Here is a 12,902-nt window from a genome sequence, read left to right on the forward strand (position 1 = left end):
AACTAAATCATATTCCTTAAAACATATTGGAGTATGCCTCCATTTTTATAGTATTCTAATTCATTTTTAGTATCAATTCTGCATAAAGTTTTAATTTTTTTAATATCGCCTGATGCATATTTAATCTCAATTGTTACTTCATCTGATGGATTAATACCTTTTTCAACATCTAGAACACTTATTAGTTCTGAACCAATAAGATTTAAGTTTTTTCTATTTACATCGTTTGTAAATTGTAAAGGCAAAATTCCCATCCCTATTAAATTGGATCTATGAATACGCTCAAAACTTTCAGCAATTACTGTTTTAACACCTAATAATTTTGTTCCTTTTGCAGCCCAGTCTCTTGAAGAACCAGTTCCATATTCCTTACCACCTATGACAACTAAATCAGTTCCTCTTTTTTTATATTCTACCACTGCATCATAAACAGGCATTACTTTTTCTTCAGGGTAAATTTTAGTAAAACCACCCTCAGTTCCTGGTGCCATTTCATTTCTAATTCTAATATTTGCAAACGTTCCTCTCATCATTACTTCGTGATTTCCTCTTCTCGATCCATAAGAGTTATAATCTTTTGGAAGTATTTGATGTTCCATAAAATATTCTCCAGTTGGACTTTCTTTTTGAATATTTCCTGCTGGTGAAATATGATCTGTAGTAACCATATCTCCTAAAATTAATAAAGGTCTTGCATCTTTAATTTCTTTAAACCCTTCAGGCTCATCTGGTAAATTATCAAAGAAAGGAGGTTTCTTTACATAAGTTGATCCCTCATCCCAACTATAAATACTACTCTCTTCTGTTTGAATTTTTTGCCACTGAGTGGGACCTTCAGAAACATTTGAATACCTTTGAATAAACATTTCAGCATTTAAAGATTGTTTTAAAGTGTCCTCAATTTCTTTATTAGATGGCCAAATATCTTTTAAGAAAACGTCATTGCCATCTTTATCTTTACCCAGTGCCTCTTTATATAAGTCAACTTCCATATGACCTGCTATTGCATAAGCAACCACTAATGGTGGGGATGCTAGATAATTTGCTTTAATATGTGGAGAAATTCTTCCTTCAAAGTTTCTATTCCCAGATAAAACAGAAACAGCATAAATATTTTCTTGTTGAATTGCGTTAACAATATTTTCAGGCAATGGACCAGAGTTACCAATGCAAGTAGTGCAACCATAGCCTACTAAATTAAAGCCTAATTTATCTAAATAAGTATTTAATCCTGCTTTTGCTAAGTAGTCAGTAACTACTTTTGATCCAGGTGCTAAAGAAGTTTTAACCCATGGTTTAACTTCTAATCCTAATTCAACCGCTTTTTTAGCAAGTAGTCCAGCTCCAATTAAGACATTTGGATTTGATGTATTAGTGCAAGAAGTAATTGCTGCAATTAAAATTGAACCATCTTTAATTTCATAATCCGTATCAGATACTTTTGAAACAGAGTGATCTTTTTTATTGGTCGCATCTTCTAAAACTTTTTTAAATGATGTTGGCGCATCGGTTAACAATACTTTATCTTGTGGTCTTTTAGGTCCAGAAATTGTTGGAACTACTGTCGACATATCTAGTGAGATAGTATCTGTAAAAACTATTTCATTACTTGCCCACAAACCTTGTTCTTTTGCATAATGCTCAACCACATCAACCGTATGCTGATCTCTTCCCGAAAATTTTAAGTATTTTAATGTTTCATCATCAATTGGAAAAAATCCGCATGTTGCACCATATTCAGGAGCCATGTTTGCAATCGTTGCCCTATCAGCAAGAGTTAAGTTTTTTAAACCTTCGCCATAAAATTCAACAAATTTTCCAACCACCCCTTTATCTCTTAACATTTTAACAACAGTTAAAACCAAATCTGTTGCAGTGGTTCCTTCAGGCATTTTATTTGTAACTTCAAACCCTATTACTTCAGGTATTAACATAGAAATTGGTTGCCCTAGCATTCCTGCTTCAGCTTCAATTCCACCAACACCCCAGCCTAGTACTGATAAACCATTTACCATTGTAGTATGACTGTCAGTTCCAACTAAAGTGTCAGGAAATATATATTTACTTCCTTCAAATTCTTCTGACCAAACCACTTTGGATAAATATTCTAAGTTTACTTGATGGCAAATTCCTGTTCCTGGTGGGACTATTCTAAAATTATTAAATGCTTGTTGTCCCCATTTTAAAAAAGAATATCTTTCTCCATTTCTTTCAAATTCTATATCAACATTTTTTTCAAATGAGTCTGATTTAGCAGACTGATCCACTTGAACAGAATGATCAATTACAAGATCAACAGCTGACAATGGATTAATAGTGTTTGGATCTTTATTTTTATCTTTTACGGCTTCTCTCATTGCAGCTAAATCTGCAACTGCTGGAATACCTGTATAATCTTGAAGTAACACTCTTGCAGGTCTGTAAGCAATTTCTGTATTTGATTTTTTTGATTTTAACCATTCTTTAATGGAGTCTATTTGATTTTTATTTACTGATAGATCATCTTCATATCTTAATAAATTCTCAAGAAGAACTTTTAAAGATTTTGGTAATTTCGAAGTTCCTTCAAGACCATTTTCTTCAGCTTTTTTTAGTGAATAAAATTTGTAATTTTTTCCATCGATGGCAATTTCTGATAGGGACTTATAAGAATTTTTTTTTCCTGGTGTCATATTATAAATAAAAAGTAATAATGCTTAATAAAAGAAGCAGTGACATAGCATAATTAAAATAATTAATAAATTTCTGATTTGTCGCGAATTTCCTTAGGAATTTACCTAAAAACGTCCAAAGAGTGATGCTAGTGACCGAAACTAGTAAAGCTAAAATAATAATTTGAGTCGTGTGATTTACAAAATTTTCATCTGGATTTATGTATGTGGAGACAACAATTATTGAAGCAATTACAGCTTTGGGATTTAAGAATTGAAAAATAAATGTCTCTATAAACTTTACGGGATTTTTATTTTTACTTTCTTGATTTTCTGATCCAGAAAATGAAATTTTATATGCTAAATAAATTAAAAAAATTGTTCCTAAATATTTTAATATTAGTTGAATTAATGGGTAAAGTTTAAAGACATTAACCAGTCCTAAAGCTATACAAAGTAAAAGAAAGGGGAAACCAAAGCTAACTCCCATTATATGGGGTAGCGTTCTTTTTATACCAAAATTAAAACCAGAGTAAAATGCAACAAAATTATTTGGTCCTGGAGTGAATGCAGCCACAATTCCAAACAATGTTATAGATAAAATTTCAGGATGCATTTATTAAGCTATTGGTAGGCCGTTCTCAGATTTTTGTGATGGATGAACTAAAATTACTTTTCCTTCTTTATCTATTGATCCTAAAATAAGCACTTGAGATACCACACCTGCAATATTTTTTTCAGCAAAATTACATACTCCGATAACTTGTTTTCCCTTAAGATTTTCCTCATTATAGTAATGTGTAATTTGGGCTGATGATTGTTTAATTCCTATTTCTTCCCCAAAATCAACTTCAACAACTAATGATGGTTTTCTTGCTTTTTCATTTTTTCTAACTGAAATGACTGTACCAACACGAATATCTACTTTATCAAAGTCATCAAAGGTAATTTGTTCTTTCATACAATTAATATATAGTAGAACTTAAATATGAGTACAGTAAATAATTCAGAACAATTATTTGATAATTCAGTTAAAATTTTAACAGACCTAATAGGGTTTAAAACTATTTCAGGAGAAGATAATAGCTCCTTAATTGATTATTGTGATGATATCTTAAAAAAACTTGGGGCCACTTCATTTAGAACATACGATGATGAAAAAAAAAGAGTAAATCTATTTGCAACATTAAAAGCTAAAAGTTCTCAAACAAAAAAACCAATAATTCTATCAGGTCACACAGATGTTGTTCCTGTTTCAAAAGGATGGAGTTCAGATCCTTTCACAGCAACAATTAGAGAGGATAAATTATATGGCAGAGGTTCTTGTGACATGAAAGGATTTATTGCTTGCGCTTTAGCTTACGCACCTACTTTTTCAAAATCAAATTTAGACAGAGATATTCATTTTTCTTTTACTTTTGATGAAGAAACTGCATGTCAAGGAGCTCCAATATTAATAGAGGAATTAAAAAAGAGAGATATTAAAGATGGAATTTGTATTATTGGTGAACCAACTAATATGAAAATCATTGATGCTCATAAAGGATGTTATGAATACACAACATACTTTAAAGGTTTAGCGGGACATAGTTCAGCACCACATAAAGGTGTCAGTGCTGTTGAATATGCATCAAGATACGTAAATAAGTTAATTGAATTAAGAGAAAAACTTAGAGAAAGAGCACCAAAAGACTCTATTTTTGATCCACCCCATTCAACGCTTTCAATTGGAGGTGTCTTTGGAGGTATCGCTCATAATGTGATAGCAGATAAGTGTCATGTTAATTGGGAGACAAGACCAGTGGTTAAAGAAGATGGGTATTCTTAAATCAGGAAATTGATAAGTATGCAAATGAAGTGTTGTTACCTGAGATGAAAAAAATTTTTCCAAACGCTTCAATTGAAAAAGATATTATTGGAGAGATTGTTGGATTTGATAGAGAAGATAAATCTGATGCTTGTGAGTTAATCTCAAGTTTAACAGGAGATAATTCTAGACAAGTAGTTTCATTTGGAACTGAAGCAGGTCTATTTCAGGAAATAGGTATTAGTACAGTCGTGTGTGGTCCTGGTTCAATTGAACAAGCTCATAAAATTGATGAGTTTATAGTTTTAAATGAACTTAAAAAATGTTTAAATCTTTTGGATGGAATAAATAAACAATCTATTCCTAATTAATCGTTCCAGCCACTTACCGCTTTAACCTCAAGATACTCTTCAAGCCCTAACTTACCAGCTTCACGACCAATCCCAGAATGCTTATAGCCACCAAATGGTGCATCAGGTGCTAGACCTGCACCATTGATATCAACCATTCCAGATCTTAGTTTTCTAGCAACACGATTTGCTTTTTCTTGATCTTGGGTTTGAATAAAATTTAAAAGACCATAAGGAGTATCATTTGCAATTGCGATTGCTTCTTCTTCTGTCTCAAACGGTATAATCGATAATACTGGTCCAAAAATTTCAGTTCTAGCAATCTGCATTTGATTATTTACATCAGCAAAAGCTGTTGGTTTAACAAAATATCCTTTATCTAATCCATCAGGTTTTCCAGTTCCACCTGCAACTAATTTTGCACCTTCATCAATACCAACTTGAATTAATGATTGAATTTTATCAAATTGAGTTTTTGAAACTACAGGCCCTATATGGTCACCCTCTTTTGCCGCAACATCAACTTTCATTGAATTTGCAAAATTTTTAACTCTTTCAACTGCTTCATCATACATTGATTTTTCAACTAACATTCTAGTAGGTGCATTACATGATTGACCTGTATTTCTAAAACATCTTAATGCTCCTCTTTCAACAGCCTCAGCATCAGCATCTTTAAAAATAATGTTTGCTCCTTTTCCCCCAAGTTCTAAACTTACTCTTTTAAAATCTTTAGCTGCATTTTGTGAAATTAAAGCTCCAGCTCTAGTTGATCCTGTAAATGAGATCATATTTACATCAGGGTGACTTGTTAAAGCATTTCCAGTCACTGCTCCGTCTCCATTAACTAAATTAAAAACACCTTTTGGTAATTTTATTTCATCAATCATTTCAGCTAAAATCATTGAAGATAAAGGAGCTATCTCAGATGGTTTAAGTACCATTGTACATCCTGCTGCAATCGCTGGAATCACTTTTAGACAAGTTTGATTCATTGGCCAGTTCCATGGAGTTATTAATGCACAAACTCCTTTTGGCTCATGTAAAATATTATTATTAAGCGCATGCTCACCTAATTTTGCTTCAAATGTATATTCTTTTAAAACTTTTATATAAGATTTTATATGACTTGCTCCAGTTCCAGCTTGTAATTGAGTTGAAAAATCAATTGGTGCTCCCATTTCAAGAGTTATTGCTTTGGCCATTTCAGCCCATCTTTTTTTATAAACAACGTACAAAGCTTCTAAATATTCTAATCTTTCTTCTTTTGATGAAAATGCCCAAGTCTCAAAGGCTTTTGTTGCTGCATTTACTGCATCATTAACATCTTCAACTCCCCCCAAAGATATTACTGCACACTCTTCTTCGGTTGAAGGATCTATTACTTTTAAGTCATTAGGTTTTTTTGGAGAAACCCATTCACCATTTATATAAAATTTTTTCTTATCTAACATTTTGAGAAACTATCCTTTCTTTATGATTTTGCAAATAGATTTGTTAATTCGTAAACAATTGTTGCAGCTGCAAGTGAGGTTACTTCAGCATGATCATATGCGGGTGAAACTTCAACTACATCTGCTGATACTAAGTTTAATCCAGATAACCCTCTTAAAACATTTACCATTTCTCTTGTAGTCATACCTGCAATCTCTGGTGTGCCTGTGCCTGGTGCAAAAGCTGGATCCAATACATCAATATCGATAGATAAATATAAAGGATTATCACCTACTCTTTTTTTAATTCTTTCTGCAATTTTATCTGTTCCCTCTGTTTGAAATTCATCACAGTGAATTATTTTAAATCCAAAACTTTCATCATTTTTAATGTCATCTCTACTATAAAGTGGACCTCTAATACCAACATGCATTGATGCGTCATCTAAAAACAAACCTTCTTCTCTAGCTCTTCTAAATGGAGTTCCATGTGTATAGGGTGCGCCAAAATAAGTATCCCACGTATCTAAATGAGCATCGAAATGAACTAATGCAACTGGTCCATTACATTTTTTATTAATCGCTCTAAGAAGTGGTACTGCTATTGTATGATCACCACCTAAACTAATTATGCCCCCTACTTTATTTAATAAATCTGTCGCTCCCACTTCAATTTGTTTTATGGCTTCATCAATACTAAAAGGATTGCAAGTAATGTCCCCAGCATCTGCTACTTGTTGAACTTTAAAAGGTTCGACATCATAACTTGGATGATAATTGGTTCTCAAATGTCTTGAGGCTTGTCGAATACTTTGTGGGCCAAATCTTGCACCAGGTCTATAACTTGTGCCAGCATCAAATGGTACTCCTACAATTGCAACATCACAACTTTCAACATCTCTTAATTCTGGCAACCTTGCAAATGTTGATGGACCTGCAAATCTTGGAACTTTTGTTCCACTGACTGGTTGAACTGGATTTTTATTACGTTCTTTTTTCATTTATAAACAAAATGTACCACATTCTTTTTAAATCGAATATCATCTAAATTATGTATATGAGGATTTTTAAGCTAGTTTTAATATCATTTTTTTTAATAACCTCAGCAAACTCTAATTCTATTTATAATCTAATTAAAATACCCAATTTAGAAATCTATGAATTAAAAACACCCAATAAACTTAAATATTTCTATGCAACGAAACCTTTTAGACTAGGAGTTCAAAAGAATATTGCCTGCAGTAACTCAGATAAGAAGACGTATGATAAAAAATACCAAATAATATCTAAAAATTTAAATCGATATTCAAAAGAGTTTTTGAAAAAGATTAATCTTAAATATATTGTTATGTGTGAAAACTTATCTATTTCAGGAATAAATACAGCAGGAATTCCAGATCATGTGATGAAAACACTAATTGTAGATCTAAAATTTAATGAAAAATATTTTGAAAGAGTAATTCATCACGAACTATTTCATATAATTAATGATGGTTTTAAAGAATTATTTAATGAGGATGATTGGAAAACATTTAATAACCCAAATTTCAAATATGCAGAATGTTCTACTTGTTCAAAGAAGTTGGGTCTTGAGACATATAAAAAAACTGATGGTTTTTTTACCGAATATTCAATGACAATCCCATCGGAAGATATGGCAGAAGTATATTCGCATTTAATAATGGGTAATTATAAAAATTCAGATGATAAAATTTTGAATCAAAAAATTAAATTTATAAAAGATAGATTAAATGAAATTGATAATACTTTTTTATTTTAGATATGATTAAAAAAGTTAAAGCCTCACTGCATGAAAAGTTAATTTTAATATTTTTAATACTATTAGGAGTTTTTGCTCTAAGTTTTACCATTTTAATCAAAAATAAATGTTTGTTTGTAAAAAATTTTGATCCACAAAAAATTAATTATTCAAAACCTAACAATATTGTTGTGCTTAATGCTGAGTGTGGAAATGTTATCATTGAACTTTACCCAGAAATATCTCCAAACGGGGTTGAAAGATTTAAAGAATTAATTAATTCAAAATCATATGACAATGTTGCTTTTCATAGAGTGATCAAAGATAAGCTAGTTCAAGCTGGAGATATTCAGTTCGGAAAAAAAAATCAAATAGATTATGGAAAGATTGGAACGGGTAAGTCTGGGCTTGGTACCATTAAATCAGAAATAGATGCTGAATTTAATTTTGATAAGGGTAGTGTTGGTCTAGCAAGATCGCTCAGATATGACACAGAAGATAGTCAATTTTTTATAATACTAGATGATGAACCGTTATTTGAGGGTGAATACACTCCTATAGGAAAAGTAATCTATGGAATTCAGGTACTAGAAAAAATTAAATACTCTCATCGATCAGAATACGTATTAAGACCAGATTTTATTAATACTGTAAGAATGTTTAAATAAAATAATTATCTACATATTATTAATTTAATAATAGGTTTATGTTATAGTTTTAAAATGTCAGTTCATATATCAGACCAAACAATTAAGAAAGAGTGGATAGATTATAATAACCACATGAACATGGCTTACTATGTTTTGGTTTTTGACGATGTTTGGGAAATTATTTTAAAAAAATTTCAAATGGGGGAAAGCTCAGCTAAATCCACTAACATGAGTACCATGGTTGTTGAAACTCACACAACATACAATAGTGAAGTTAAATTAGGAGATGAGGTTGAAATTAACCTAACTTTTTTTGATCATGATAAAAAAAGATTACATTTTAAAATGGAAATGATTGAAAAATCTTCAAAAAAATTATCTGCTACACTTGAAATGTTATCTTTATATATCGATCTAAAGAAACGAAAAGTTGCTGAATTTGAGCAAGAAAAAATAGATATTATGGATAAATTTATAGCAACTAATAAAGAGAAATTTGAAAATAATAATTTAGTGATTACTGGTAAATTAAAAAAATAATTAATTTACTAAAGGTTTACCAGTTGCAAGTGTATGTTTAATTCTATCTTGAGTTTCCTTAGTCTCAATTAGTCTCATAAAAGCATCTAATTCCAATTTAAAAAGTCATCTTCAGTTAAAGATTTATCTATTGTTGTGTCTCCACCACTTAATACATGGGCTAGTTCTTGTGCTACTTTTAAACCATGATCTAGAATTACTTTGTCATTATATAATTTATCTAAAATCTTATTCATTTCTGGAAGTACTGCTTTTCCTGGAAGATTGAATTTTGTCTCTAATGGGGCTTTAAAGTCTTTATTATTACTCAAAATTTCTTTTGAAACCTCAAGCAAACTATTTCTATTCATAATTTTTTTGTCTTCAGGTTTTAAATACTTCATAGGTTCTGCTTCAACTGGTGAGGTTGCAGTTTTACCGTAGCCAATAATATCGAATACTTTAAGGGGTGCGTAATTAGGATCTTTTTTAGCCTCATTGGTATCAAGCCATCTTGCTAACATTTCTTTACATCCACCACCTGCTGGAATTAAGCCAACAATCGTTTCAACTAAACCAACAACAATGTTTGTATGTGAGGCTACAAAATTACTTTGAACCATTACTTCAAACCCACCGCCAAGAGTTAAACCTGATGGCGCTGAGATTACTGGATGATCTGAATATTTTAAATGTTTACATGTTTCTTGAAAATATTTAATGAATTTTTCAATAGATTTAAAATCACCTTTGTTCGCAAAGTCCATTGTGTAAGTTAAATTAACACCAGCAGAAAATTGCATACTTTCATTAATAATGATTAAAGGTTTATCAGTTGCTTTTTTAAGCGCATCCATTGAATCATAATCAAGTGCGTTAGCTTTGGTGGTAAATTCAACAATATTATAATCATTGAAACGATAAATTTGAGCTGAATTATTTCCATCAATACTGCTTGCTTTCTTTTTAACTTTTCCTAAAGTTTCAATTTCAGTATATTTTTGTCTAGAGCCATAAAAATCTTGGTTTTTACTTTTAGATAAATTTTCTAGAAACTCATTTCCTTCAAACTCATCAATTTTATTAAAAAAATCCTCAATACCAATTTCTTCTAACATTTCAAATGGACCTTTAGTCCAGTTAAAACCTAGTCTCATCGCTTCATCTATGTCATTAAAATCTTTAGTAATTCCAGGAACTAATGAAGATGAATATTTTATAATTTTTGAGATAACTGACCAGGCGTACTTACCAAATTTATCTTCTCTTGAGATTAAAGATTTTAAATCAACCTTATCAGAGCCAATATTAATTTTTTGACTTACAGAATACTCGCCAGTTTCAAGGTTAATTGCTTCCATAACCTTCGTTGCACCAGTTTTGTTCATTCGGTAAAAACCACCCTTACCTTTTCGACCCGTATAACCCGTTTCAATTAATTTTTTAACAAGAGGGATTTCTTTAGCAACTTCTTGAAAAGGATCATTTTCAGACAGTTCTTTAATAAAACTTTTAAGAACGTCAGCCATTAAATCTATTCCAATTAAATCATAAAGACCAAAAACTCCTGTTTTTGGAATTCCCATTGGTCTTCCAAATATTGCATCCGCTTCCTCAATACTTAATTTCATTTTAAAAGCTTCCGTCATTGCAACTTGCATTGCAAAAACACCTATTCTATTTCCTAGAAAATCCTGGAGTATCATTACAAACAATTGCTCCTTTTCCAAGCTCTACTTCACAAAACTTCTTTAAAGAGTTTATTTTAGCTAAATCATTATTTTCATTTTTAACAATCTCTAGTAATCCCATATACCTCACAGGATTAAAAAAGTGAGTAATACAAAAATCTTTCTTTTCTTCTGTTGTTAATTTTTCAGATAAAACTTTAATAGGAATGGATGATGTATTCGATGAAACAATCGCTCCTTCTTTTCTATCTTTAAATATTTTTTCGTAAATATCATGCTTGATATCAATTCTCTCAACTACTGCTTCAACAACCCAATCAGCTTCTTTAACTACATCAAAATTATCATTAATATTACCTACTTTAATATTTTCAATTTGTGATTTATCTAACAGTAACGGGGGTTTTGACTTGAATATTCTATCTCTAGCTTTTTCAGATATTTCAGTTGTAAGATCCAACAATGTGACGGGCACATTTGCATTGCATAAGTGAGCTGCAATTCCACTTCCCATGGTTCCTGATCCAATTACTACAACTTTTTTAATATCCATAATTTAAATTTGAGAAGAAATTTATATTGAAAAAATATAATTAAGTAAATTAATTATCTGTTAATTCCTCTTAGTCTTTCAGATCTTCTTCTTAAAAGCTCTGCACTAACCAAGATTAAAGTAGACATAACAATCAAACATGTCGCAACTGCCATAATAGTTGGACTTAATTGTTCTCTTAATCCTACCCACATTTGAATTGGAATAGTAGTGTTCTCTAATCCAGCTAAGAATAGTACAACTACCACTTCATCAAATGAAGTTACAAAAGCAAACAAGGCTCCTGAGATAACTCCTGGCATAATTAATGGTAATGTAATTTTCATAAATGTGTTTACTGGATTACTTCCTAAGCTTGCAGCAGCACGTGTTACACTATGATCAAAACCAGTTAATGTTGCAGTAACCGTGATTACTACAAATGGAGTTCCTAAGATTATATGTGATAATATAATCCCTGTATGTGTTGCAGCTAAACCAACTTTTGCCATAAAGAAAAATATTGCAGTACCTGAGATAATTAATGGAACAATCATCGGTGAAATTAATAAAGCCATGAATGCAGCTTTGTATGGCATGTATCTACTGCTTAAACCTAATGCAGCAACCGTTCCAAGAATGGTTGATCCTATTGTTGCAAAGAAAGCAATGATTAAACTATTTTTAGTAGCTAGTCCCCATGGATTTTTAGTTCCATAAATCATATCTTTATACCATCTTAGAGAAAACCCTTCAGGATCTAATGCTAACATTTTTGCTGAAAAGTGAATGTATTGCTCAGCATTAAATGAAAGTGGCAGAATTACAAATAAAGGTGCAATCAAAAAGAAAAAAACTAAACCACAAAAGAATAGGTATGTGTAATGCCAAATTCTATAATTTAAAGGTGTGTGATTTGGTAGTGCCATAATTATCCTAATTTAATATTATCTATCCCTACAAGTTTATTATAAATCCAATAAATAGTTAGCACTCCAACTAACAACATAGTTCCAAGAGCAGATGCAAACGCCCAGTCTAATGAACTCTTCATATGATAAGCAATTGTATTACTAATTAATGATCCACTAGCACCACCTACTAATGCAGGGGTAATGTAATATCCTATAGCTAAAATAAATACCAATAGACATCCAGCACCAATTCCTGGAATTGTTAATGGAAAATAAATTTTAACAAATGATACTAATGGTGTTCCACCTAATGATTTTCCAGCTCGCATTAAGCTTGGTGAAATAGTTTTCATGACACTATAAAGAGGTAAAACCATGAAAGGTAATAATATTTGGGTCATTGCAACAAAAGTTCCAATCACATTATACATTAATTCAGGCCTGTTATCATCGGCGGCTAAACCAATCCAAACAATTAAATCATTTATGGGTCCCTGCTGTTGAAGTAAAACCATCCAACTTGAAGTTCTAACCAATAACGACGTCCAAAAAGGAAGTAAAACACAAATCATTAGCAAATTACTGTATTTCATAGG

The 12,902-nt window shown here is 31.2% G+C and carries 14 protein-coding genes; 5 read left to right on the forward strand and 9 right to left on the reverse strand.

Annotated features, from left to right (window positions below):
• Positions 1-2 precede the first annotated feature (2 nt).
• Genes acnA through Q0X98_RS03645 form a run of 3 tightly spaced genes read right to left on the reverse strand, consistent with a single transcriptional unit; the run spans position 3 to position 3,612 of the window.
• Positions 3-2,672: an aconitate hydratase AcnA gene (acnA, locus tag Q0X98_RS03635; RefSeq protein WP_297681584.1), complete on the reverse strand. Its 2,670-nt coding sequence runs from the start codon at positions 2,670-2,672 to the stop codon at positions 3-5.
• Position 2,673: 1 nt separating this feature from the next.
• A complete protein-coding gene (locus Q0X98_RS03640) occupies positions 2,674-3,267 on the reverse strand; it encodes a LysE family translocator (protein WP_297681586.1) in 594 nt (197 codons plus the stop codon).
• A gap of 3 nt (positions 3,268-3,270) precedes the next feature.
• Positions 3,271-3,612, reverse strand: a complete 342-nt coding sequence (locus Q0X98_RS03645) for a tRNA-binding protein (protein WP_297681588.1) — start codon at positions 3,610-3,612, stop codon at positions 3,271-3,273.
• 27 nt (positions 3,613-3,639) lie between these two features.
• Here Q0X98_RS03645 and Q0X98_RS03650 point away from each other — a divergent pair, with 27 nt between their 5' ends.
• Both Q0X98_RS03650 and Q0X98_RS03655 read left to right on the forward strand, forming a co-directional pair.
• Positions 3,640-4,479, forward strand: coding sequence for a M20/M25/M40 family metallo-hydrolase (locus Q0X98_RS03650; RefSeq protein ID WP_297681589.1), 840 nt, complete (start codon positions 3,640-3,642; stop codon positions 4,477-4,479).
• Between the two features lie 44 nt (positions 4,480-4,523).
• Positions 4,524-4,829, forward strand: coding sequence for a hypothetical protein (locus tag Q0X98_RS03655; RefSeq protein WP_297681591.1), 306 nt, complete (start codon positions 4,524-4,526; stop codon positions 4,827-4,829).
• Here Q0X98_RS03655 and Q0X98_RS03660 read toward each other — a convergent pair.
• Together Q0X98_RS03660 and speB are read right to left on the reverse strand one after the other, a co-directional pair.
• Complete coding sequence (locus Q0X98_RS03660) at positions 4,826-6,262, reverse strand: aldehyde dehydrogenase family protein (RefSeq protein WP_297681593.1); 1,437 nt, start codon at positions 6,260-6,262, stop codon at positions 4,826-4,828. The genes Q0X98_RS03655 and Q0X98_RS03660 overlap by 4 nt on opposite strands.
• Before the next feature lie 20 nt (positions 6,263-6,282).
• A complete protein-coding gene (gene speB, locus Q0X98_RS03665) occupies positions 6,283-7,242 on the reverse strand; it encodes an agmatinase (protein ID WP_297681595.1) in 960 nt (319 codons plus the stop codon).
• A gap of 56 nt (positions 7,243-7,298) precedes the next feature.
• On the opposite strand from speB, the gene Q0X98_RS03670 reads away from it, so the two are divergent.
• From Q0X98_RS03670 to Q0X98_RS03680, 3 genes are read left to right on the forward strand one after another with little or no spacing between them, the layout of a single operon-like run.
• Positions 7,299-8,021, forward strand: coding sequence for a putative zinc-binding metallopeptidase (locus tag Q0X98_RS03670; RefSeq protein WP_297681597.1), 723 nt, complete (start codon positions 7,299-7,301; stop codon positions 8,019-8,021).
• 2 nt (positions 8,022-8,023) lie between these two features.
• On the forward strand, positions 8,024-8,668 hold the full coding sequence (locus Q0X98_RS03675) for a peptidylprolyl isomerase (protein ID WP_297681599.1): 645 nt from the start codon (positions 8,024-8,026) through the stop codon (positions 8,666-8,668).
• Positions 8,669-8,722: 54 nt separating this feature from the next.
• Entirely contained in the window at positions 8,723-9,190 is a 468-nt protein-coding gene (locus Q0X98_RS03680; protein ID WP_297681601.1) for a thioesterase family protein, read from the forward strand.
• Positions 9,191-9,276: 86 nt separating this feature from the next.
• Here Q0X98_RS03680 and Q0X98_RS03685 read toward each other — a convergent pair whose 3' ends face one another.
• Genes Q0X98_RS03685 through Q0X98_RS03700 form a run of 4 tightly spaced genes read right to left on the reverse strand, consistent with a single transcriptional unit; the run spans position 9,277 to position 12,899 of the window.
• Entirely contained in the window at positions 9,277-10,875 is a 1,599-nt protein-coding gene (locus Q0X98_RS03685; RefSeq protein ID WP_297681603.1) for a 3-hydroxyacyl-CoA dehydrogenase family protein, read from the reverse strand.
• The gene (locus Q0X98_RS03690; RefSeq protein WP_297681605.1) at positions 10,847-11,413 is read right to left on the reverse strand and encodes a 3-hydroxyacyl-CoA dehydrogenase family protein; all 567 of its coding nucleotides are present in this window, start codon (positions 11,411-11,413) and stop codon (positions 10,847-10,849) included. The genes Q0X98_RS03685 and Q0X98_RS03690 overlap by 29 nt, the downstream gene beginning before the upstream one ends.
• A gap of 53 nt (positions 11,414-11,466) precedes the next feature.
• Positions 11,467-12,321: an ABC transporter permease gene (locus Q0X98_RS03695; RefSeq protein WP_297681607.1), complete on the reverse strand. Its 855-nt coding sequence runs from the start codon at positions 12,319-12,321 to the stop codon at positions 11,467-11,469.
• A gap of 2 nt (positions 12,322-12,323) precedes the next feature.
• A complete protein-coding gene (locus tag Q0X98_RS03700; protein WP_297681609.1) occupies positions 12,324-12,899 on the reverse strand; it encodes an ABC transporter permease in 576 nt (191 codons plus the stop codon).
• Positions 12,900-12,902 lie beyond the last annotated feature (3 nt).

This window comes from uncultured Candidatus Pelagibacter sp. (genome assembly GCF_943788075.1).
In the GTDB taxonomy this organism is placed as follows: domain Bacteria; phylum Pseudomonadota; class Alphaproteobacteria; order Pelagibacterales; family Pelagibacteraceae; genus Pelagibacter.